The 24,297-nt window shown below is 34.7% G+C and carries 15 protein-coding genes; 14 read left to right on the top strand and 1 reads right to left on the bottom strand.

Going from position 1 to position 24,297, the window contains the following annotated elements:
- The first annotated feature begins 829 nt into the window (after nucleotides 1-829).
- From FS85_RS0104800 to FS85_RS0104775, 6 genes are all read left to right on the top strand, one after another.
- On the top strand, nucleotides 830-2,689 hold the full coding sequence (locus FS85_RS0104800; protein ID WP_010134946.1) for a sulfatase-like hydrolase/transferase: 1,860 nt from the start codon (nucleotides 830-832) through the stop codon (nucleotides 2,687-2,689).
- A gap of 79 nt (nucleotides 2,690-2,768) precedes the next feature.
- The gene (locus FS85_RS0104795; protein ID WP_010134945.1) at nucleotides 2,769-5,384 is read left to right on the top strand and encodes a WD40/YVTN/BNR-like repeat-containing protein; all 2,616 of its coding nucleotides are present in this window, start codon (nucleotides 2,769-2,771) and stop codon (nucleotides 5,382-5,384) included.
- Nucleotides 5,385-5,390: 6 nt separating this feature from the next.
- A complete protein-coding gene (locus FS85_RS15140) occupies nucleotides 5,391-7,013 on the top strand; it encodes a sulfatase-like hydrolase/transferase (RefSeq protein ID WP_237706942.1) in 1,623 nt (540 codons plus the stop codon).
- 230 nt (nucleotides 7,014-7,243) lie between these two features.
- Nucleotides 7,244-9,808 carry a VPS10 domain-containing protein gene (locus FS85_RS0104785; protein WP_010134943.1) on the top strand — a complete coding sequence of 855 codons (2,565 nt, stop codon included), beginning with the start codon at nucleotides 7,244-7,246 and terminating at the stop codon, nucleotides 9,806-9,808.
- 4 nt (nucleotides 9,809-9,812) lie between these two features.
- Nucleotides 9,813-10,631, top strand: coding sequence for a polysaccharide deacetylase family protein (locus FS85_RS0104780; RefSeq protein WP_033194585.1), 819 nt, complete (start codon nucleotides 9,813-9,815; stop codon nucleotides 10,629-10,631).
- Nucleotides 10,628-12,049, top strand: a complete 1,422-nt coding sequence (locus FS85_RS0104775) for a sialate O-acetylesterase (RefSeq protein WP_010134941.1) — start codon at nucleotides 10,628-10,630, stop codon at nucleotides 12,047-12,049. Before FS85_RS0104780 ends, FS85_RS0104775 begins: the two co-directional genes overlap by 4 nt.
- Before the next feature lie 9 nt (nucleotides 12,050-12,058).
- Here the strand turns inward: FS85_RS0104775 and FS85_RS0104770 are convergent, their stop codons facing one another.
- Nucleotides 12,059-13,150 carry an adenylate/guanylate cyclase domain-containing protein gene (locus tag FS85_RS0104770; RefSeq protein ID WP_010134940.1) on the bottom strand — a complete coding sequence of 364 codons (1,092 nt, stop codon included), beginning with the start codon at nucleotides 13,148-13,150 and terminating at the stop codon, nucleotides 12,059-12,061.
- A gap of 246 nt (nucleotides 13,151-13,396) precedes the next feature.
- On the opposite strand from FS85_RS0104770, the gene FS85_RS0104765 reads away from it, so the two are divergent.
- From FS85_RS0104765 to FS85_RS0104730, 8 genes are all read left to right on the top strand, one after another.
- Nucleotides 13,397-14,206 (top strand): 3-keto-disaccharide hydrolase, encoded by an 810-nt coding sequence (locus tag FS85_RS0104765; protein ID WP_010134939.1) that lies wholly within the window; start codon nucleotides 13,397-13,399, stop codon nucleotides 14,204-14,206.
- A 257-nt stretch (nucleotides 14,207-14,463) separates the two neighbouring features.
- A complete protein-coding gene (locus FS85_RS0104755; protein WP_010134938.1) occupies nucleotides 14,464-16,293 on the top strand; it encodes a metallophosphoesterase family protein in 1,830 nt (609 codons plus the stop codon).
- Between the two features lie 11 nt (nucleotides 16,294-16,304).
- Entirely contained in the window at nucleotides 16,305-17,654 is a 1,350-nt protein-coding gene (locus FS85_RS15135; protein WP_237706941.1) for an arylsulfatase, read from the top strand.
- Complete coding sequence (locus FS85_RS16850; protein WP_033194577.1) at nucleotides 17,636-18,076, top strand: hypothetical protein; 441 nt, start codon at nucleotides 17,636-17,638, stop codon at nucleotides 18,074-18,076. The genes FS85_RS15135 and FS85_RS16850 overlap by 19 nt, the downstream gene beginning before the upstream one ends.
- A gap of 20 nt (nucleotides 18,077-18,096) precedes the next feature.
- Nucleotides 18,097-19,776, top strand: coding sequence for an apiosidase-like domain-containing protein (locus tag FS85_RS0104745; RefSeq protein WP_010134937.1), 1,680 nt, complete (start codon nucleotides 18,097-18,099; stop codon nucleotides 19,774-19,776).
- A gap of 4 nt (nucleotides 19,777-19,780) precedes the next feature.
- Nucleotides 19,781-21,148: a family 43 glycosylhydrolase gene (locus FS85_RS16070; RefSeq protein WP_010134936.1), complete on the top strand. Its 1,368-nt coding sequence runs from the start codon at nucleotides 19,781-19,783 to the stop codon at nucleotides 21,146-21,148.
- A 114-nt stretch (nucleotides 21,149-21,262) separates the two neighbouring features.
- Entirely contained in the window at nucleotides 21,263-21,946 is a 684-nt protein-coding gene (gene pepE / locus FS85_RS0104735; RefSeq protein WP_010134935.1) for a dipeptidase PepE, read from the top strand.
- A 166-nt stretch (nucleotides 21,947-22,112) separates the two neighbouring features.
- Nucleotides 22,113-24,263, top strand: coding sequence for a S9 family peptidase (locus FS85_RS0104730; RefSeq protein WP_139062154.1), 2,151 nt, complete (start codon nucleotides 22,113-22,115; stop codon nucleotides 24,261-24,263).
- Nucleotides 24,264-24,297: the final 34 nt, after the last annotated feature.

The following is a 24,297-nucleotide window of genomic DNA, read 5'->3' as shown; positions in this document are numbered from 1 at the left end:
CTATGAGTGAAACAAATGACTAACTTGATGGATTAAATGTTGATTTTATGAAAATTATAGTTTTGAATGCTAGTTTTTGTTGGGTTTTATTGAAAAAAATCAAGTTTTTGTTAATATACTTTTGATTTGAATTTGTTCTATAAAACTGTTTTTTTGTTCTTTTAGTAAAGTTTCTTTTTTATAGATTATCAATCTACTTTATCGTAGTTTATAAGATATAAAACTAGATTATAAATATACTTTTTGGATTTTAGAGCTGTTTTTAACTTTCATTTTACATTTGATGGTATTGTTATAGAAATGTAACAAATTACTAAGGTAAAACGTCAAATGTATTGTGTTAACATTAAAAAAAATGAACCAAACTTTGGTTTTTTAGCAGTGTTTTTTCTGTTTTATATAAGGTTCTTTAAGAAACAGTTATTTTACCTTCTGTATGTTATTTTTGAATGTTTTTTATAGAGTCTTAAATCCTTTACATAAGAATAAACTATATACATTCAAAATCAAACTTTGTAACATGATTGCAAAACTAAAGGGATGAGTTTTTGATTAGTTGTTTGTTTTGCTTTATCATAAAAAAATTAATCTTTTTGAATTTGTAAAAGAAAATTTGCAAGATTTTGTTTTGGTTTTTAAAGATACTATAATTGCTTTTTCAGGTCTTAAAAAATAAATATCTAGTCTTTGTCTAGTTTTTTTTACTCATTTAAATCTGTGATAAATCCATTGATTTCTTTTTTATTTTATTGAAAATTAGAGTTTTGATGAATGTAAACCATCAAAGATTGGTGTTGCTTACAAATCATTCTATAAAAACTTATTTTAAATGAAAATTAAAACTATAAAAACAATAATAGTACTTGTGCTTTTATGTAGTGCAAACTTACTTGCTCAACAACAACCTAATGTTTTATGGGTGCTTACAGACGATCAACGATGGGATTCTATAGAGTCTTTTAATAAAATTTTAACAGGAAAAAATGAAAGTAAATTGGGGTATGTTGAATCTCCTAATGTGGATAAGTTGACAGTAGAAGGAACCACGTTTATCAATACGTATTGCCAGGCACAAGGTTGTGCTCCTTCTAGAGCTTCAATGCACTCTGGACGTTACCCTTTTCGTAGCGGAATTTATCAGTTCGAGTATTTTAATAACAATACTAGCAATTCCTATCCTTTGTTGCCTGAAGAGATGGCTAAATTGGGTTATCAAACTTTTCATGTTGGGAAATTGGGAGTACGTATTCGAACCCTAAAAAACGGAAAACCTCTTAATTATCAAATCTATCAAAATGATATTGATGCAAAAACTTTAGATAATGACATGTTGCCAGAATGGGGTAAGGTTTCTAAGCTTACGGATATTGATGGGGTTAAATTAAAAACACCTCTAAAAAACGTTACGTATTTTAAAGATGCTAATGGAAAAGTTTATTACAAATCAGAAAAATTAGAAAAAGAGAATCCACAGTTTAAAGGTATGGCTAAACAGGCATACCAAAACTTTCAGTTAATGTATAAGCACAACAAGAATATTAAAGATTTTGAGACCCCTTTTAGCAAAGGTGTATTGGCAGGTGTAAGTCCGAAACCAGTCGGAGAAACTCGTGATGGAAACTATACAGAAGCTTTTGTTAGGTTTTTAAAGAACGAAAACCAATCTTTTCAATTAGGGAGCAATTCTTTTGAAGGAATTGATACTAACAAACCTCTTTTTGCTCATATAGGTTATGATTTTCCACACACGCCTGTACTGCCTCCTAAAAGTTACAGAGATCGTTTTCATCAAAAAAACTATAAAATTCCCACTTTAACGGATTTTGAATTCAAAAAAATGGCCAAAGCTTTTCAAAAACGTGTCAAAAAGAGTTTCTCGGACGATTTTACGGAAGAACAAAAACAAAATATGGTTAGAGATTACTATGCTTTTTGTGCTTATGGAGATGAATTGATTGGTCGTGCTACTAGAGAATTCATTAAATACAGCGAGCAAAAACAACAACCTTGGTTAATAGTTTATGTGTGTGGTGATCATGGATGGAAGTTAAACGATCATGGAGCTATTGCTAAAAACACTCCTTGGGAAATTGATAGTCACAATCCAATTATTGTGGTTTCTTCAGATAAAAAGAAGTTTCCAGCTGGAAAAGTGGTGAAAGATTTTACGGAGTTTGTAGACATCGCTCCTACGGTACTTGCTGCTGCCGGAGTTGATTTATCTAATGAGAACTTTACATATCTAGACGGTGTGGATTTGCAAAAAGTAACCCATAATTCCATCCCTGCCAGAGATTATGTAATTGGTGAAAGCCATCATGCCATAGGACCCAGAGCTTACATTAGAACCAAAGAATATGCTTTGTCTTTAAAGACGAGACCTAATTCTAAAAGAGGTGTAAACATGAATTGGGCTATGAATGCTACTGATGAAGAATTAGACATGTCTTTGTATGATGCAATTAATGATCCCCATGAATTAAACAACTTAGCAAACAATCCAAAATATTCAAAAGTAGTGACTCAGCTCAAAAAGAAATTATTAGACATCGTAATTGGTGATGGACGAGCAGAAATCAATTGGGGAGGTGATAATTTTGGTAAAAATACAAAGGCTATTGGCACTGATGTACATTACAATCCACCTTTTGCCAAAGGAGCTCATGATGGTAAGTTTCAATTCAACTAAACATATCTATTGCAAAAAAAATCAAATCTTGCTTTTTATTGCATAAAAAAACAGGATTTTTAACCCTTAATTTTCAACTATGAATTTAAAATATCTTGCAATTGCGTTGTCTATTTGCTCATTTACCTGCTATGCACAACTAAGCAAAAAAAATAGGAAGTTTTTTAAAACTATACAAAGTGAACGTGTCATCTCAGATCCATCTATAAAATGGAAACAATTTGGTCCTGGAATGGCAGGTTATAACGAGGAGTTTTGGTGTCATCCTACAGATAGCAATGTTATGTTTATGGGGCCAGATATGCACGTAAGCTACGGAACATGGGACAATGGAAAATCATGGCATTCTCTAAAAGATGCTGATGGAGACGGGACTGATATGGAACGTGTACTAGATATTGATTTTTCTACACAACATCCAGATTTTGGAGTGGCTATAGAACGTGCAGGGGGTGTTTATACCACTCACGATAAAGGGCGTACTTGGGAAGAAGTTTATAAAATTCCACGTGAAGGAAAAGGTAGTAAGTATACCAATGCACATACTCAGATTGCCATCCATCCTAAAGATGATCAAATATGGTTTGTAGGAGCAGGAGATTTTTGGAATGTAAAAAGCAATCATAGAAGTGCTAAAAATCCTCACGGAAAAAAACAGGCTAGAGCCAGTTATGGATATATTTTAAAAACTAAAAATGCCGGAAAATCTTGGAAGAAAATTGCTACTAATATTTCTGATGATTTAGATGTGGGGCGAATTGTGATCAACCCAAAGAATCCAGATCATATGATTATTGCAACCAGTCATGGATTGTTTGTGAGTACAAATGGTGGAGATAGTTGGAACGAAGGAGGCAAAGGTTTACCAAATAATTTACCAAGAGACTTAAGTTCTTATTACAATCCAAAAACAGGTGAGTTTGTGCTCTATTTGGTTGAGCAAACAGTTTACAAAGCTAATGGATCAACGACCAGTGCTCAAGGAGGGGTATTTAAAAGTACTGATGGAGGAAATTCATGGACAAATATTACAGGAAATTTATATATAGATCTAACCAAAATTAGTTTTATGCCAGAACACGATCGTTATTACAATACGGTTGCAAACTGGTTAGGGATGTCAAAAAAACAAGTAAAGAATACCTTAAAAAAGTTACCTTCTACTACCTTGCCAGTATTCAATCGTTTGGCAGTAAATCCTGTAAATAAAAATGAAATTTATTTGGTGTTTAACAAAAAACATGATAAATCTTTTGGTGCAGGTGATGCGATGAAAACGGAAGACGGAGGTAAAACATGGACCGTTTGTGCTCGTCAGGGAATGTATTGGAAAAGCGAAAAAGACAAAGCGTATTGGAAAAGTAGAAACAACCCTGTAGGAACCAATATAGCTTTCGCTCATCTACAAAATTATATGGACAATCAACCTGCCAGATCAGGGAATCGTATGTTGGCTATCAATGCCAAAGGAGAGGTGTTTATGGGAGTTGATCAGCAAACAATTCGCTCTAATAACGGAGGAAAAACTTGGCAACAAATAGATGATTACGAAACATCACCAGGAAGTGGAAAATGGATTGGACGAGGAGATAGTGATTTACCAGGTCGTTTTATGTTACACGAAACTGGAATTAAAGAAAGAAGATTGCTGTGTAGTGGAGAGCATGGCTTATGGCAAACTACCGATTTGGATGGTTGGGCAGACAAACAAGCGGTTGCTGTAGAGCAAGTAGAAGGACAAGTAAAGGATGTAAAAGGATACCATGCATTGCATTCGGCTTCTACCGTTGCGGTACACCCAAAAGATCCTAATACTATTTATCTACTGGCTTGGAGACAAGAGCATAGAGGTAAGTTAAGAAGGTCTACAGATGGGGGGGAAACGTGGGAAAATATAGCTACAATTTTGGAAGCTAACAATCCATCGTATAAAGGTTTGGTGCCACAATATTCTTTAATGATAGATCCCGTAAATCCCAAAAATATGTATTTCTGTACCATTAGAAAACCTATTGCAGAGGTAGGGAATGGTATTGCAAAATTAACCAAAGGAGGACTTGGTTTCTATCGTTCTTTTGACGGTGGATATACTTGGGAATTAAGCAATCATGGTTTTCATAAAGGAGCAAGTGTAAGAAGATTAGAAATGGATCCAAAAAATCCAAATATTATCTATGCAGCTTTAAATGATAACAATGGAGGATTGTACAAAACAACCAATAAGGGAACATTTTGGGAAAAGATGAAAATTCCATCAGAAATAAAATCGGTAAACAATGTGTTTGTAGATAGAAATAATGAGTATATGTACATAGCAACAGGCAGAAGAACAGGGGCTTACGATGAAGGGGGTGTTTGGAGAAGTAAAAATAATGGAGAAAGTTGGGAACAAATTTTTAAAGCTCCGTTTGTATGGCAGGTAGAGAGTTCACCAGTGGATGAGAATATCATAGTTATTAGTGTGGCGGGACAAGCAGGAAGTGTAAAAGGTCAGTTTAAAAATCCTGGAATTTATCTTTCTCAAGATGGAGCAAAATCATGGAAAAAAATAAACAAAGGATTGGGGCAGCCTAATAAAATGGTCGATGTTAAACCAGATCCATATAACAAGAATGTGTTGTGGAGTGCTGCTTGGGGATCAGGTTGGTATGTTACTTATTTAAACGGTTATCAAAAAGGGTGGAATGCAAACTAAAAAAATATGATGTACAGGATAGCAAAACTAGTACTTGTTTTACTGACGATATGCAGTAGCAGTGCACAAAATAAATCTGATAAAAAACCGAATATTGTCTTGCTTTTTGCAGATGATATCAGTGCCAGAGAATTGCCTATTTATGGCTCTTCTGTTTGGTCAAAACCCATTAAAAGTGGTGGTAAAGACATCAATTCGTCAAACAAAGCGTATCGTGCTTTTACTCCAAATTTAGATCGATTGGCAAAAGAAGGTTGTTTTATTGAAACCACTTTTGCAGCTACAATTTGTGGTCCTAGTCGTGCTATGATGATGACAGGACGTTATGCACATTTACACAAATGGTGGCATAATAAAGACAAAGGAAAAAATCCGAAAGGGAAAAATGGATGGGATTTGTTTGAGAGTTCTCCACATACCATTGCACATGTGGCAAAAAAAGGAGGGTATGCTTCTTTTTGGGCAGGAAAAACACAGATGAATATTTCTGGATTTCCTTTTGATGAAGGTTGTTTTACACCAGGAGAAGGCTCTTACAATAAAGCAATTCACACAACAGATTTTAGATTGGAAAAAAAGAAAGGAGATAAAAAAATATACAATGCAGATACAGGAAAACCGTTGCCGTTTAAATCCTATGTTCAATCGGGATGGTACTGGAAACCACACGTACAGTTAATGAATCATCCAGATAGCAAGCAAAAAATGGAGTGGTGGCCCAACAACAAAACATCAGAAAAAGAATTTGGTTTGAATACATATGGTCCTGATGTGGAGCTAAAATTTACATTTGATTTTATGGAAAGAAAAGCCAAAGAAGATAAGCCTTTCTTTATTTATCATACCAGTCACTTAGGACACGATGCTTTTGATTTCTTTTATCCTAACTCTCAAAACAAATGGCCAGGAACACCTAAAATTCATTGGGATGGTAAAAAATACATTAGACAAGAACCCAACATTACGGGAGACAACGGAGTGTATGATACACACAATTCTATTACAGAACAAGGAATTCATCACCATGTAAATTATCTAGATTACCAAGTTTGGCAATACCTAAACAAGTTTAAAGAATTAGGAATTGAAAACAATACCATTTTCATTTTTTGTGCAGACAATGCTACTAGTGGATATGGAAAGTCTTCTCCCGTGTCGCAAAAAGGAACACATGTTCCATTTATAATTTATGCACCAACTTTGAACATAACCAAGCATGGAAAACAAAAAGTGTTGGCTAATATTTCTGATGTGTTGCCTACTATAGCCGATATTGCTGGTGTAAAGATTCCGTCGGATTATGAAATTAACGGTGAGAGTCTGTTGCCATTTTTAACAACAGATAGAAAAGAACACAGACAGTGGATTTACGGATATCATATGGATAAAACTATTATTCGAGGAAATTTAGTTTTAAAAGGAGGAAACGGAAAGTGGTACGATGTAAGCAAGACCCCCAATGATTTGATTAGTTTTCCAGAAATCCGTGATTGGTCAAAAGTAACTGAAGCCCATAGAAAACAAAGAGATGAACTTAAAAAAATAATTCCAAAATATGATTTGCATGCTACAGCACACGATGCTCCAAAAGGAGGGTATGGAAAGGTAGCTCCTTTAGAAATAAAATAACAACTGAACCAAAATGTAATCAATTTAAAAGAAGCAAATAAACAAGAAAAAACTCTCTTTAAAATTTTAAAGAGAGTTTTTTATAGACAAAAGTCATTGTTGTACGATTGTAAATTTAGTTTTAACAATAAATAGCTTAAATAAAACCATATGTCTATCTGTAAATGTGGTGGAATTAGAATTTTTGTAGGGAGTTAATAAAAGATCATAAAAGCTTAAATAAAAATATAATGAATAAAATAGGATGCTTAATTGTAGCTATTTTGTGTGGAATAAATTCCCATGCACAATTAGATAAAAAATATTTTAAAAAACTAAATACTGAAAACGTAAATTCCACAGATTTAGTAACTTGGAGACAAGTAGGACCGGGGATGTCTGGGTATTGTGAAGAATTTTGGTGCCATCCAACTCAGGAAAATGTAATAATGATGTCTCCAGATATGTACAATACCTACGGAACTTGGGATGGTGGAAAAAATTGGCATACCATTAAAGATGTAGATGGCGATGGTAAGGATTTGGCTAGAGTGAGAAAGTTTATGTTCTCTCATCAAAATCCTGATTTTGGATTGGCCATAACAGGGAGTGGTATCCTATATAAAACCAATGATATGGGGAAAAGTTGGGAAGAAATCTACAAGTTTAAAGGACGTTATGCAGACATTGCAGTAGATCCTTCCAATGATAAAAACTGGTATGTTGGTCCTGGAGATTTTTGGAATGTAAAAAAAACATGGAGACATCAAAACGGTCAGTCGGGAAAAAAGCCTAAAGACAATGGTATTTACATCAGCAGAAATGGAGGTCGTAGTTGGCAGAAATCTGTAATCACCCAAGAAAATGATTTAGACGTTGGGCGAATTTTTGTCAATCCCCTTGATGGTAAACAGCTTGTAGTAGCAACCAATAAAGGAATGTTTCGTAGCGACAATAGAGGGAGTACTTGGAAGTTGAGTTCTAAAGGACTACCTGTAAATCGACCTAGAGATTTGGATGCTTATTTCAATCCTAAAACCAAAGAATATATATTGTTTACTGTAGAACAAACTGCTTTTGAAGCTGCTGGAACCTCTGTAATAACTAAAGGAGGAGTGTATAAAAGTACCGACGGTGGTAAAACATGGCAAAATTGCACAGGAAACTTGGCCGTAGATATGAGCAAAATAGATAGCAAAGGTCTAGAGGGGAAATATTGGAAATCATTGGCTTTTTGGTTTCAAAAGCCAGTGGCACAAATTAAAAAGCTACATCCAGAGTTGCCCAAAAAGGTACTAGATGTTTGGCATAGAATTCAGGTGAATCCAAAAAATCCAAATGAAATTTACCTTTCGCATAACAATAAGCATGACAAATCCTTTTTGCCAGGTGGCGTATGGAAGTCTGATGATGGAGGCAAAACATGGATGGCTGTAGCAAGAGAAGGTGGCTACTGGAAACAAAAAAAAGGAACTGCTTATTGGCAATCTCGTAACAATCCTACACATGTAAACGCTACTTTTGCACACATGCAACCAGAAATGGATCGTAAAGAAGATGTTTGGGGCAATCGATTTTTAGAAATTTCTGCTAATGGTACCGTGTATATTTGTTTGGATCAACAAGTACTATCCTCAAAAGATGGTGGTATTTCTTGGCAACAAATCGATGATGATGAAACACAACCTGGATCGAACCACTGGGTAGGAAGAGGAGGAAGCAACTTGCCCGGAAGAACTTTATTATTAGAAACAGGAAAAAAGGATAGGTATTTTTTATGTAGTGGAGAGCACGGTCTGTGGCAAACTGCACCATTGGGCAATTATCCTGATAAGATGGCTGTGGCAGTAGAACAAATTGATGGACAAATCCATCATGGAGGATCTCATTCACCAGGAACCATTGCGGTGCATCCTAAAAACCCGGATATCATTTATTTTTTATCATACAGACAAGAGAATAGGGGAATGGTTCGTAAATCTATCGATGGTGGAAAAACTTGGAAAAATATAGCCACTATCTTTGATGCCGATGTACCACAACACATGCGACTGGTGTTCCAAAATTCATTAATCATAGACCCAGAACAACCTAATAACATGTATTTTTGTGCTACACGCAAACCCATTACGCAAGTAGCAGGTCCGTATGCAAAAAAATTAACCAAAGGAGATTTTGGATTTTATCGATCTCAAGACGGAGGCTATACATGGGAGCTGTGTAACAATGGATTTCATGAAAAAGCAAGCGTACGTAGGGTGATTTTTGATACAACCAATCCAAATACATTGTATGCAGCGGTTAATGATGATAAGGGAGGTTTGTACAAAACAACTAACCAAGGAAACAAATGGGAAAAGCTAAACATTCCATCAGAAATACAAAATGTAAACAATGTGTTTATGGATAGAAATACTAAGAATTTGTTTATTTCTTGTGGAAACGAGAACGCAACAGATACTGGTGCTGGGGTTTGGAAAAGTACAGATCATGGAACTACTTGGAAACAAATTTTTGATTTGCCTTATGTGTGGCAATGCGAAGTCTCTCCAGTAGATGCTAATATCATTACCGTAGTTGCAGCTTTACCACCTAAAACTAAAACACAACAAAAAAAGCTCAATCCAGGGGCATATGTATCTTTTGATGGAGGAAAATCTTGGAATAAAATTAATAAAGGTTTAGGACAACAAGATAGAATTGTTGACTTGAAACCGGATCCTTATAGAACGGATGTCTTTTGGGTTTCACAAAAAGGAAGTGGATGGGCAATTGGTTATAAAAAAGGAACTAAAAAAGGTTGGTCAGAAAAATAAGAAAATGAATGGTTTAAAAAAATCATTTAAGAGATTCCTCTTTTTAGCTATTCTACATATTTTTAGTAGTTGTACTGCTCAAAGTAATAGTTTTTGGAATGGGAAACAATGTGCAGTTGTGTTGACTTATGATGATTCTTTAAAGGAACATTTAGAAAATGTAATTCCAAGCTTAAACAAACACAATTTAAAAGCAACTTTTTATATTATTGGTAGTTCAGAAGCTTTTGTAAATAGAAAAATCGACTGGAAAGATGCTGCAAAAAAAGGACATGAATTGGGAAATCATACGTTAATGCATCCTTGTGCCAATATTCAAAAAAGAAAAGTACAGTTACCACCAGAGAAAGATTTAAATAACTACAGTTTGCAAAAGGTGGTTGATGAAATAAAAATTACCAATAATTTACTACATCAAATAGATGGTAAATCTGAACGAACTTTTGCGTTTCCTTGTGGACAAACAAAAGTAAACGATACATTGTTTTATCCTTATGTTAAAAATAATTTTGTAGGAGCTAGAGGAGTAAAAAGGGCAATGAAATATGTAGAAGAGGTAGAACTTGAAAATATAAATGCTTATGGAATGAAAGGGCACACTGGAGTAGAAATGATTGAGTTGGTAAAACAAGCCATGAGTAAAAATAAACTTTTGGTGTTTCTGTTTCATGGTGTAGGTGGAGGAAGTTCTTTAAATGTAGAAATGGCTGAACATGATAAGTTAGTAGATTTTTTAGCAATCAATAAAAATAAAATATGGGTTGCTCCTATGGTAGAGGTGGCTAAATTTGTAAAAACAAACAAACAATCAATCAATAAATGAAACCTATTAAAAAGAAAAAATTATTCATTATATCAATCTTGTTACTGTCTGTATTTGTTGCCAATGCACAAACTAAATTGGCAAGTATTTTTCAAGATCACATGGTATTGCAAAGAAATACAAGTGTAAGTATTTGGGGAACAGACACCCCTAATACAAAAATAACAGTATCTGGTAGTTGGGGGGCAGAGGCGATAACGGTAACTCAAGCCAATGGTTGTTGGAAAACTACTTTAAAAACAAGTCATGCAGGAGGTCCTTTTTTTGTAAAAATAGATGGGACGACTACCAGAATTCTAAAAAACATCCTGTTAGGCGAAGTATGGATTTGTTCTGGTCAATCCAACATGGCTATGCCTTTAAAAGGAGGGGCAGGACAACATATAGAGGGAAGTTTGGAAACGATTGTAAATAGTAAGAATACTCAGATTCGCTTGCTAACCGTAAAAAGAAATCCTAGCTTTTTGCCAGTAGATTCCATAACAGGAACATGGCAAGAAGCAAACTCAAAAACTACAGCAGAATTTAGTGCTGTAGGATATGCTTTTGGGCAAAGATTGCATCAGGTTTTGGGAGTGCCTATCGGGCTGATTTCTACAAATGTAGGTGGAACACCTGCACAAGCTTGGACACCCAAAGAGACTGTTATTAGGCAGTTTCCAGAATTTCAAAAAGATTTTGAGAAAGATTTAACAACCAAAAGAGCTAGTGTTTTGTATAACGGTATGGTACATCCTTTAATTCCCTATACAATCAAAGGGGTTATTTGGTATCAAGGAGAAGGAAATCGTTGGAATCCTAAGCAATATGCAAGTTTATTTCCTGCTATGATTAAAAGTTGGCGTACCCAATGGCAACAAGGTGATTTTCCTTTTTATTTTGTACAAATTGCTCCGTTTGGTAAAAATATCAAAGGCTGGGTAGGCGTACAAGAAGCACAGCTACAAACCATGATGACTTTGAATAATACCGGAATGGCAGTTATCAATGACATCGGATACCAATCACGAATTCATCCTCCACAAAAATTGCCTGTAGGACATCGTCTGGCTTTGTGGGCTTTAGCAAAAGATTATGGAATAGAGGGGATAGATTATTCAGGACCAGTGTACCAATCTATGAAAGTAGAGCATGGAAAAGCGTTGCTCACTTTTGATTATGCACCTCTTGGTTTAACTAGTATGGGAAAACCATTGAATCATTTTGAGGTTTTAGATGCTGAAGGAAAATACCATTCTGCCCAAGCTAAAATAATCAACAAAGGTTCTGTGTTACAGGTTTGGAGTGATGAGGTTCAAAATCCTGTAGGCGTACGTTATGGGTGGAAAAGCTATATAGATGGATGTTTGTTTAATACCGCTAGTTTGCCTGCATCGTGTTTTGATACTTCTCATAAACAGGTGTTTGGACATCCTTAAATACAAATTTTAACGACGGGATATTTCTAGAATTTCTTCTTTTTTATTTCGTCCTTTTAAAGATATTTTGCCTTTGCTTTTAATGCAATAAGTATTTGTGTTAAGCAGATCAAACAATTCGGAAGATATCAATAAATCGGAATTAAACGGAGAGCAAAGACTTTGAATTCTTGCTGTGGTATTTAGTACATCTCCCGAAAAAACAATTTCTTTTTTTAAAGCACCTATTTTTCCTATAGCAACTTCACCAACGTGCATTGCAGCTTTAAAGTCAACCCTAAGACCAAATTGTTTTTTCAATTGTTTATTTTGCTTTTCAAACGTGTCTTTGATATTAAAAAAACAACGAAGGCAATTAGAGTTTTCGATTCCTTTATCAAGAGGCCAAGAAATAACAATTTCATCACCTATGTACTGATAAACCTCTCCGTAAGAGTTTATGATAGCATCAGACATAAAGTCGTAATACTTTTGTAAAAGATTAAAGTAAGTAAGATGTCCTAATATTTCTGCAATGGAGGTTGATGATTTCATGTCTAAAAACATAAAAATTCTTTTCTCAACTTTAGGCTGATGGTATTTGCCTGTAAATAAGTTTAAAAATACATGATGTCCAAGGTTTTCACTAATGGCAGAATAGATAAGGCTTAAGCTAAGCGAAACAGAAAGCTGAAACAGGGTGGTTAAAAAGGAGATGCTTGTTAAAAATCGTCCTAATTTTTGCCACACATAAATTTTAGTAATCGAAATTCCTGTTTCTAATAAAAAAGCAACAGGATAAAAGAAAATAATAACAAACAGAAATAAAGAAAAGTAGATGACAAATTTGAAAAGAAACTTAAGGTGAAATGAGTAGTTGTTGAATAATTTATCAAAATAAACTACTTCTAAAGTTCCTACAATAAACCCAACTATAATATTGGCTATGTTCGCAAAAATAAGCACCGGTATGGTAAAAGAAATATCGGTTTCAGGGTTTAGATTTTGGTTACGTGTTAGTCCTACTTCGGTAATAATAATCACCCAACCCATCAACAGCCATATTACCGAAAATGGAATAATTTTAGAAAGGTTTCTTTTGGCTTTTGGTGATATTTTCATAAAAACAAACAACTTTTTGAGTTTAAAAATAGTGAAGTTTACAAAACAAAGAAAGAGTGGTGGGAGTGGTTTTAGAGGAACACAATCTTATGCATGAAATGTAAAATACTAAATAACCAATTTATGGTTCTAAATCAGTAATTAGATTTAGAATAAAAGAAGCTAAAAGCAAGTTATCCGATAGGAAAATATTATTTTGCCTTACCAGAACTACTAAAAACAATCCGAATAATAAAAATACAGGCCATGACTGATTCATTAAAAAAACAAATTTTAGCACTATTGCTGTGTATATGTTCTTTTTCTTATGCCCAAAAAAACATTTTTAATGGAAAAACATTAGAGGGGTGGCATTTAATGAAAAATTCTCCTGAACAGACCTATGTTTCCTTAGAAGATAATTTTTATGTACAAGAACAAGCAATTACATGTAAGCAAATGAAAAACAAAAAAGGAGCTTTGATTTTGTCCGATAAGGAGTATGCCGATTTTGAATTGGAGTTAGATTTTAAAAGTGATTGGGGGTGCGATTCAGGAATTTTCTTACGTACCGATGAAAAAGGACGAGGCTTACAAATTTTAAATGATTTTTTAAAAGAGGGTTGTATAGGTTATTTGTTTTCTCAGGGAGCTGGGGGGTATATATCTAGACCTATTAGGCTGTATAAAGAAAACGGTAAAGTGATTGCTAAAGATATATATGATGGTAAGCAAAGAGATAGGTTAAACCACTCTGTAAAAGCTGCAGAATGGAATAAATTGTGGAAGCAAGATTCATGGAACCATATAAAAATTCGTTGTGTAGGCAACCAACCTATTCTAACAACTTGGATAAATGGAGTGAAAATTATGGAGTTGGATGGAACGACCTATCAAGGAAGGCAGTTAATGTATAAAGATGGAGAATGGAAAGGAGCTGGCGAAAAATGGAATCAAAAAAAAGTACAAAAAATAACCCAAGGAAAAGGAATGATTGGTTTGCAGATTCATCCAGGAGGAAGATGGAAAAAAGGAGGAGTAGCTCAATATAAAAACATAACAATTAAAGAATTATAGATATAAAATATCAAAAACAAATAAACCTCTTTCATGTAGTGTGAAAGAGGTTTTTTGTATGGTTCAGTTAAAATCTAGTTGATCAATGGAATTGATTTTTTTGAAGTTTTAGCACCAAACGACGTCAAAAATCAATTAATTGTGCCACAAATGGTTTGACGATGTTCGTTAGTAAAAACAAACTTGTAAATTTAAAATCGTTTTAAATGAAAAGTATTAAATAAGAGTCTTAATTGTAATATAAAATAAAGGTAAATATGAATTTTTTACAAAAAGTTGTCCGCTACAAAGTAAATTTTTGCATGATGTATGTACTTATTTTAAGTTTAATATTTTTCTCTTTAGGACATGCACAAAGTCCAACTGAGATTGATAAAGAGCTTGAAAAAAACAAAATTTGTTTTGCTCTGTATACCGTACACGAGCAAACATTAAAATTAACCGCTCAATTTTATCCTGTTAGAAGCTACGATCCTTTTGAAGCAACTCTACAAATAAAAAATAACGGACAATGGGAAACAGTACAGCAAAGTCGCATACAATATCCAGGATATACAGCACATTTTAGAATCGAAAATTGGGACGATACAAAAGAAAAAGAATACCGTGTGGTGTATAAAAAAAACAAATTTTATAAAGGTATTGTAAGAAAAAATCCCAAGGATAAAGATGAGATACTGATGGCTGCTTTTTCGTGTTGGTCTATTTACAAACGTCATGGTGGACAAGGACCTGCGGATGATATCATCAACAATTTAAAAAAATTACAACCTGATGTGTTGTTTTTTTCAGGTGATCAATCTTACGATCACAGCGATCACTATGGATATTGGCTTAAATTCGGAGAAGTTTTTGGAGAAATTATAAGAAACACCCCAACCATAGTTATACCAGATGACCATGATGTTGGGCAAGGAAATCTTTGGGGCAACGGAGGAATTCCAACCAAAAATAGAGACGGAAATTATGGAGGCTATTATATGCCAGTAAATTATATTAAAGAAGTAGAAAGAGCACAAACCAGTCATTTGCCCGATCCTTACGATCCTACTCCTATTGCACAAGGCATTGGTGTTTATTATACCGATTACAAATGGGGAGGGATGAGTTTTGCTATTCTAGAAGATCGAAAATTCAAATCGGGACCTAAAAGTGTTTTGTCCAAACAACGTTATACAGATACACATGCTATGGATGTAGCCGGAGCTACTTTGTTGGGAGAGCGACAACTGGATTTTTTAGAGGCTTGGACTACCGATTGGAAAGATGCAGAAATGAAAGCAGTTTTATCCCAAACCATTTTTGCCAATGTTACAACCCATTCGCCCACTTTGGCAAAAAAGCAACGTTATAGTGTAGATTCCAATGGCTGGCCCCAAGCAGGTAGGAACAAAGCTTTGTCTGTTATTAGAAAAAGTTTTTCATGTATGATTGCTGGAGATCAACATTTGGGCTCTGTTTTGCACCATGGAATAGAAGATTGGAACAATGCTGGCTATTCTTTTGCAGTTCCTGCTGCTTCAAATTTTTGGATGCGTTGGTGGAAACCCGATGTTCCTGGAAAAAACCATGTTAAGGGAATGCCAGATTATACAGGTGAGTATTTGGATGCTTTTCATAATAAAATGACGGTGTTGGCCATTGCCAATCCCACACATAAAGACAACACAGAAAAGGAAAATTTGTTAAATGGAAGAGCATCAGGATACGGTATCATCCGCTTTCACAAAAATAAGAGACAAATAACTTATGAGTGTTGGCCGAGAAATGTAGATATGTTTGCTCCCGATGCAAAACCTTATCATGGTTGGCCTGTAACTTTTGAACAAACGGATAACTTTAGAATTGCCCAAGGATATGAGCTACCTATACTTAGCATTGCAAAAGAAAATCAGGTAGTAACGGTGAAAAACCAATATACCAAAGAGGTTATTTCTTCTTTGCGAATACGAGGAAATCAGTATCAACCGAAAGTACTACATCCAGGCCATTACACTGTTGAAATTGGAGAGGGAGCTCATCAAACCAGTTTGTATAACTTGGAAGCAACTACCAAAAACAACAAAAAAATCAACATAGTGTTTTAAAACAGTTTAGTATGAAGTTTAATCATTTACAATGGATCTTTCTGAGTTGTTTGTTAACAAGTTTATCGTATACAGCACAAAACAAACAACCAAATGTTATTTTAATTTTAACCGACGATCAGGGAATTGGAGATTTAGGGTGTCACGGAAATCCTTGGTTAAAAACACCTAATATAGATGCTTTTTACACCAAAGCGGTGCGTATGACGGACTTTCACGTTACCCCACTTTGCACACCGACAAGAGCTGCAATTATGACGGGACAATATCCCATAAACAATGGTGCTTGGGCTACCTTTAAGGGGAGAGATGCTCTTAGTGGAGATGCACAAACCATGGCCGATGTTTTTCAACAAAACGGCTATAAGACCGCTATGTTTGGTAAATGGCATTTGGGAGACAATTATCCAACACGTCCAACCGACAGTGGTTTTGAAACAGCCATTCATCACTTAGCAGGAGGGGTAGGAGAATTATCAGACTATTGGGGAAATAGTTACTTTAACGATGTGTATTATGTTAATAATAAACCAAAGCAATTTGACGGCTATTGTACAGACGTTTGGTTTGATGAGACTATGAAATTTATTGACCAAAATAAAGAAAAACCATTTTTTGTGTACTTGCCCACCAATGCACCTCACGATCCGTTGATTGTAGCCGAAAAATATGCAGCTCCATACAAGCATTTAGAGGGCAAACAAATTCCAAAAGCCAATTTGTATGGAATGATTGCTAACATTGATGAGAATTTTGGAAAGTTTTATCAATTTTTAGGAGATAAATATTTGCTAGAAAACACCATTTTGATTTACATGAGTGACAACGGAACCCGTTATGGTTATACCCATGATGGAAAACTGGGGTACAATAAAGGATACAGGGGAATTAAAGGGAGCAAGTTAGAAGGAGGACACCGTGTGCCGTTTTTTATACGTTGGCCCAATGGAAAAATTGAAGGAGGAAGAGATGTAAATGCTTTGGCAGCTCATGTTGATTTGATTCCTACTCTAGCTAATTTATGTGACTTAAAGATTCCTGAAAATATGCCTTTGGATGGAGAAGACTTTTCGTCTGCCTTAACAGGAGAAAATAAAAAATGGGAACGCAAAACAGCTTATATTCATCACAATCAAGATTGGAGACCTCCAGCAGATGTTGCGCAAACCTGTATATTAAAAGGAGATTGGCGTTTGATAGATGGTCATCAGTTGTATAATGTTAAAACAGATCCCAAGCAAAGAAAAAACGTAGCCAAAATGCATCCTGAGTTGGTAGCGGAACTTTTGAGTCAAAACCAGAAGTTCATCTACCAAACAAAAAAAATAAGGCTTATCAAGAATTGCCTTATAATACTATAGGAAGCCAAGAACAAAAAGAAATAAAATTGACCATACAACATGCAATAGGAGAAGATGGGGGAATTTGGAAACCAGAACAAGTAGCAGCGGGAATGAAAAACACTAATAACAAACACACAATTAGAGTAGAAAAAGCAGGCTGGTACCAGATTTCTTGTCGTCGTTGGCCCAAAGAATGTACAGGTAGAATACAGGGCATACCTTCTGAAAACCCTAAAAAAATGTTTGAATACAAAACAATTCAACCCACCCATGTACGCATTAGTATTGCAAATCAAATGTTTGAAAAAGCAATTGAACCAAACGATGAATCGGTGGATTTTAAAGTATATCTAGAGCCAGGAAAAACTTTGCTGACCAATGATTTTATAGAAGGAGATAAGCAGTATGGCGTTTATTATACCTATATCAAATCTTTATAATATCAAACCCAAAATACTATATGAACTTATTAATAAAATTTTTTACAGTACTCTTTTTATTGTTAGCACCTCAGGGATTTACTCAAATAAAGGTCTGGAAACAGTCTACACAAACAACAAATTTTACAACGCAGCAATGGGAAGTAAACGATGTTGTTTTTACGGCCAAACACGTAGTAGACAAACCTTTTTTAAAAGATATTTTTGCTTTGGTAACTCACAAAAAGAAAACCAAAAAAATCCCTTTGTTTTATAACGGGGCTAAGCAGTGGGTGTTTCGTTATTCTAGCTCGGATGTTGGACAACAACACTATCAAATTTTGGGAGATCTAGAAGGAGTAAGTGGTCACAAAGGTACAATTGATGTAGTTAAGAATACCAAAACAAACAGACATGGAGGTATTGTTACAAATCCAAAAGATCCAAGGCATTTTTATTACCAAGACGGGAGTGCCTATTTTAATTTGGCTTTTGAGTGCGATTGGCTTTTTGCTTTAGATTATGCTCAAAAAGAATTAAAAAAAACAAATCATTTGCTAGACTTGATAGCAAAAAATGGTTTCAATCAAGTTGTAATGAACGTGTATGCCTATGGGTTAGATTTAGATTGGGTAACCGACGAACGTCTGCAGGAAAATCCACAACATAATTATGGAGCAAGAGAAGATATCTTTCCTTTTAAGGGATCTAACTTAAAACCAGATTACAGCACGCTGAATGTAGAATTTTTTAAACATTTTGATCGCGTAATTTCTGCTATGCACGATCGTGAGCTGGTATCTCATTTAATGATTTATGTATGGAATAAGCGAGTTGCTTGGCCCAAGGCAGGTTCAGAAGCAGACAAGATGTATTACGAACATGTAATTAAAAGATATCAGGCTTTTCCTAATATTATTTGGGATGTATCTAAAGAAGCGGCCAATAAAATTGCACGAGAGCAGAATATAAATATCATAGCTCATCTAGAAGCTTGCATAAAAAAAACGAGGGAGTTAGACAGTTATCAACGCTTGTTGTCTGTACATGATTTTGGTTTTTGTAAAAATCATCAAGAGGAAGTCGATTTTATTTCAATTCAAAATTGGAGATTTCAAATTCACGACGATATGCAAAAAGCCTACAAAGCATTTCCAAATAAACCAATATTTAACATAGAGCATGGTGGTTACGAAGCCTCGCCTTACGAAGTGTTTCCGGGAGGATATTCCAATGCAGAAGCTTGTCTAAGACGTAACTACTTGTGTTTGTTTGGTGGAACTTACACTACCTATTATTGGCAAGGAACTGCTTGGACTGCTATAATTCACAATCCTTTTGAACAAGACGATAGCTTTGTGAAACCTCATTTTGATTACTTTAAATACTTAAGTGATTTTTTTAAGACTTACAAATTTGAAAATTTTGAACCTGTGATGGGGTATAACACCCGATCTTACAACTTAACTAATTATAAAGAAGGGCAAGTTTTGTTGTATGTTCCCAAAGAGGTACATCATGCCGATGTAAAAAGACAGTTAGATAAAGAATTTGACTATAGCCAAGCCACCTGGCAATGGTTTAACACGCAAACAGGAGTTTATACATCAGAAAAACCAGTAATTTTTGAGCATAAATATGGTTTTTGGGATTGGAGACCTTATCGTAATCAAGCCGATGCGATACTTATAGTTAAAGGATTAAAATCAAAAAAAAAATAAAAAAATGAACCTTAAAGTTAGTGTCATTAGTTCTCTATTGTCCTTTGGGATGGTAGCACAAAATTCTAAAGAAGCAATTGAGCAAAATCAATTCACAAACCCAGATGCCATTTCTGTAGATGTAATTATTCCAGAACATGGAATGGCAGATCCGCATGTATGGGTACAGAACGATACGGTGTTTGCTATTTGTGGTCATGATGAATCTTGGGATGGCAAAGGATCTTTTCGTATGGATCGATGGGAGATTTGGTCTTCAACCGATTTAAAAACATGGAATTTTCATCGTAATATTTTGCCTAGCGATACCTACATTGGCAATCAACCTAATTGTTGGGCAGGTGATATTACCGAAAGAGATGGTAAGTATTATTGGTTTTTTTCTAACCGAAATATTGATACAGGTGTGATGGTAGCTAATCAAATTACAGGTCCTTACAAAGACTTGTTAGGCAAGCCTTTATTGCCCAAAGACATTGTGCCAGAGCATCCGTACGATCCTGAAATCTATATAGAAAACAACGTTTATACTATTTGTTTTGGATCGGGTACCTATTACATGGCTACTTTGGCTAAAGACATGAAATCGTTAAGCAGCAAACCCAAAGCGATACAGATTTTTAAAGATGGAAAAAAGTTTTTGTCTGAAGACAAACCTACCTTGTTTAAAAGAAATGATTGGTATTATTTGGTATTTGGTAGTCGCTATGCAATGGCCAAAAACTTGTACGGTCCTTATGAGTTTAAAGGAGCTTTTTTAAGTGGAGGACACACTAGTTTTTTTGATTGGCATGGACAAAAGTACGTGTTGCAAGAAAACCACGATATTAGTGCGTTTTACAGAGGGGCTAGTCTAAAACCTGTATATTTTAACGATGATGCAAGTATTCTGATTCCTAAGTCAGACCGTATGTATCCTGCCCCAGGTAGACCTTTTAAATTTATCAACAGTACCATGGGGTGGAAAGGCCTAAAAGGTACCGATGTACAATTTACTAATGGAAAAATTTATGGAAACATTCATGCAAAAAACGCCTTAATAACCAGTGCTCCTTGGTTGTATACAGCTTCAGATTTGTGTACTACAATTCGCATCAAACTAAAAAACAATACTTCGGCCACCACTTTAAAAATTGCAATTTATAGTCGAGATAAAAAAGGCAACTTTTGGACAGATACAACTCCTGTATCGTGGACCGATCAGCAGTGGTTAGAAATACCAATAAGTGCAAATGATCAAGAGTTTAAAACGTACGAGTTAGAATTATCAGCTTTTAAAGCTATTAAAGAACGCATTATGCAAGTAGGATTACAACCAGTTGTAGAAGCTTCTAGCGGAACTTGGGAGTTAGACGAATTGTTGATTGAATAAATTTAAGAATAGATAAAAAAAACACTTTTGCCTTTGGTAAAGGTGTTTTTTTTGTTCAATTATTTAGAAAAAAACAAGTCAATTTTTTAACTTGAAAAATAGAAATTTAGCATGATGAAAAATTTAGTATTAGCAAGTTCAGGTTCTGTATACGGAACAGGATATTTAGAATATTTATTACCAACCTTAGAAAAACTATACAAAAATGTAACCGAAGTTTTATTTGTCCCTTATGCTCAACCAGGAGGGATTTCTTATGATAATTATACTATTCAGGTACAAAAAGCATTTGATGCATTGCGAATTAAAGTCAAAGGAATTCACGAGTTTGATGATCGTAAAAAAGCAATAGCCAATGCACAAGGAATTTTTATAGGAGGAGGGAATACTTTTTTGTTAGTGAGTAAAATGTATGAACAGGATCTTTGGGATATTTTAACATTTAAAGTAGAAAGCGGTGTTCCTTATTTAGGAACTAGTGCAGGAACCAACATAGCAGGCCTAACCATGCAAACAACCAACGATATGCCTATTGTTTTACCTCCTAGTTACAAAACATTAGGCTGGGTACCTTTTAACTTTAATGCACATTACATTGCTCCGGACAAAAATAGTACGCATAAAGGAGAAACCAGAGCTACTAGAATTAAAGAGTTTCAAGCAATAGAAAACATTCCTGTCTTAGGATTAAGAGAGGGGAGTTGGTTGCGCGTACAAGGAGATACTATTTTTTTAAGAGGAGGATTGCCTGCGGTTTGGTTTGAAAAAGGAAACTACAAAGAAATACTAACCTTTTAATGGTGCTTTACAATGGTTTAATCATTGTTTTAGAAATGATAAAAAGCAAAAAAAATGCTTAATAAATACCGTAGTTTTGCTAAGATTACAAAGAATAAAAAGATAAAATAAAAGAATGGCTAACTCCTTTAATAAAAGAGCGAGATGTATTTTTATAAGTGTTTTAATGCTTGTTTTTTGTACACAAGCACAAGAAAAAAAACAAATAACATCTGAGGATTATGACAGAGCTGTGAGTATGTTGTACCCTAATACCAGTAAATTGTTAGATAATGATATTTATCCACAATGGTTGCCTGATGGTAGAATTTGGTATAGAAACTTAACAAAATCTAACAAAGAATTTAAATTGTACAATCCTGAAACCAATCAGTTTTTAGTTACTAAAAACCAACAAGATTTGGTTACAAAGGGACAGATTGACACCAAAAGTAAAGGAGATAGCTATACAGAAATTCTATCACCCAATGAAAAGTATGTTGCTTTTGTTAAAGATTGGAACTTATGGATAAGAGAGTTGGCAACACAAAAAGAAACTCAACTAACTACAGACGGAATAAAAAATTATGGATACGCTACAGACAATGCTGGGTGGAAGCATACAGATCGTCCTATTCTTAGTTGGTCTCCAGATTCAAAAAAAATAGCTACGTTTAAACAAGATCAGAGACATGTAAGTGATATGTATTTGGTTAAAACTCAAGTTGGGGCTCCAGAATTAGAAGCGTGGAAATATCCGTTACCCAGTGATAAAGACATTATTAGAATTGAAAGAGTTGTTGTTCATCTAAAAAAACAACCAGATGTAGTGTTCCTAGAGTTAGCTCCAGATGCAAGAAGGGGGACTTTGTGTGATGATATTTCTTGCGAAGGAGGTTTTGATGACGTAGAGTGGAGTACAGACAGTAAATCTTTAGTGTTTGTGTCTACAACAAGAGATCATAAAAAAGCTTATTTAAGAATAGCTGATGCAAAAACAGGAAACGTTAAAGAATTGTACAAAGAAGTAGTTCCAACGCAATACGAATCGGGTAGAGGAGCCGTAAATTGGAAGTATTTAGATGCTACTAAAGAGTTTATTTGGTACTCTCAAAAAAGTGATTGGGGGCATTTGTACTTGCATGATGCGACTACAGGAAAATTAAAAAATCAAATTACATCGGGTAAGTTTGTTGTAAAACAAGTCTTAAAAGTAGATAAAACTAAAAGAATTATTTATTTTACAGCTAGCCATCATAAACAAAAAGGCAATCCTTACTATACCTACTTGTATAAAGTCCGTTTTGACGGAAGTGATTTAACAATGTTAACGCCAGAATATGGAAATCATAGCATTCGATTTTCTCCTAATAAAAAGTTTTTTATAGACTCATATTCTCAAGTAACAGAACCTCCTGTTCATCAAGTAAAAAATCTAGAAGGAAGTTTACTTACAATACTAGAAAAGACAGATATTACAAGATTAAAAGCTTCTGGTTGGGTGGCTCCTAATCCTTTTACTGTAAAATCGGCTAATGGAAATTGGGATTTGTATGGTTTGTTATTTTTGCCGAGCCAGTTTTCTAAAAATACCAATACAAAATTACCTGTTGTAGTTTACATTTACCCAGGACCGCAAGGAGGAAGCGTTTCTTCTTGGGATTTTAGAATAGGAACGAGAGATTGCCAAGCGTTGGCAGAATTAGGGTTTGCTGTAGTACAATTAGAAGGAAGTTGTAACCCAGGACGATCCAAATCTTTTCATGATGCATGCTACGGAAATATGGGAGAGAATACCCTGCCCGATCAGGTATACGGTTTGCAGCAATTACAGAAACAATATCCGTTTATGGATTTAGATCGAGTAGGAATTTGGGGCCATTCAGGCGGTGGTTATGCAAGTACAGCAGCTATGTTTCATTATCCAGATTTTTTTAAGGTAGCAATTTCTGAATCAGGAAATCATGACAATAGAAATTACGAAGATGATTGGGGAGAACGTTATATTGGTTTAGAAACATACGATAACAATGGAGTATCTAATTACCAAGTACAAGCAAATCAGGAATATGCAAAGAATTTAAAAGGAAAATTATGGTTAATCCATGGAGGGATGGACGATAATGTACCACCTTACAATACTTATTTGGTGGTAGATGCATTGATAAAGGCCAATAAAGATTTTGACTTTCTTTTAATTCCAAACGCAAGGCATGGATATGGAAAAGATGCTAGTTACATAATGCGCAGGCGATGGGATTATTTTGTAAAGCATTTAATGGGAGGAACACCACCTAGAGAATATAAAGTTCGATTTACACCAGACATAAGAAATTAAACATCCGTAACAATGTCCATATAAACCAANAANA

It is taken from the genome of Ochrovirga pacifica, from assembly GCF_000220525.1.
GTDB classification, from domain to species: domain Bacteria; phylum Bacteroidota; class Bacteroidia; order Flavobacteriales; family Flavobacteriaceae; genus Ochrovirga; species Ochrovirga pacifica.
The sequence above is the reverse complement of the archived record's forward strand: the minus strand, read 5'-3'. Positions and strand labels throughout refer to the sequence as shown.

Coding starts and splice junctions, on each gene's coding strand:
- FS85_RS0104800 (WP_010134946.1), top strand. CDS start 830: ATGAAAATTAAAACTATAAAAACAATAATAGTACTTGTGCTTTTATGT.
- FS85_RS0104795 (WP_010134945.1), top strand. CDS start 2,769: ATGAATTTAAAATATCTTGCAATTGCGTTGTCTATTTGCTCATTTACC.
- FS85_RS15140 (WP_237706942.1), top strand. CDS start 5,391: ATGATGTACAGGATAGCAAAACTAGTACTTGTTTTACTGACGATATGC.
- FS85_RS0104785 (WP_010134943.1), top strand. CDS start 7,244: ATGAATAAAATAGGATGCTTAATTGTAGCTATTTTGTGTGGAATAAAT.
- FS85_RS0104780 (WP_033194585.1), top strand. CDS start 9,813: ATGAATGGTTTAAAAAAATCATTTAAGAGATTCCTCTTTTTAGCTATT.
- FS85_RS0104775 (WP_010134941.1), top strand. CDS start 10,628: ATGAAACCTATTAAAAAGAAAAAATTATTCATTATATCAATCTTGTTA.
- FS85_RS0104770 (WP_010134940.1), bottom strand. CDS start 13,150: ATGAAAATATCACCAAAAGCCAAAAGAAACCTTTCTAAAATTATTCCA.
- FS85_RS0104765 (WP_010134939.1), top strand. CDS start 13,397: ATGACTGATTCATTAAAAAAACAAATTTTAGCACTATTGCTGTGTATA.
- FS85_RS0104755 (WP_010134938.1), top strand. CDS start 14,464: ATGAATTTTTTACAAAAAGTTGTCCGCTACAAAGTAAATTTTTGCATG.
- FS85_RS15135 (WP_237706941.1), top strand. CDS start 16,305: ATGAAGTTTAATCATTTACAATGGATCTTTCTGAGTTGTTTGTTAACA.
- FS85_RS0104745 (WP_010134937.1), top strand. CDS start 18,097: ATGAACTTATTAATAAAATTTTTTACAGTACTCTTTTTATTGTTAGCA.
- FS85_RS16070 (WP_010134936.1), top strand. CDS start 19,781: ATGAACCTTAAAGTTAGTGTCATTAGTTCTCTATTGTCCTTTGGGATG.
- pepE (WP_010134935.1), top strand. CDS start 21,263: ATGAAAAATTTAGTATTAGCAAGTTCAGGTTCTGTATACGGAACAGGA.
- FS85_RS0104730 (WP_139062154.1), top strand. CDS start 22,113: ATGCTTGTTTTTTGTACACAAGCACAAGAAAAAAAACAAATAACATCT.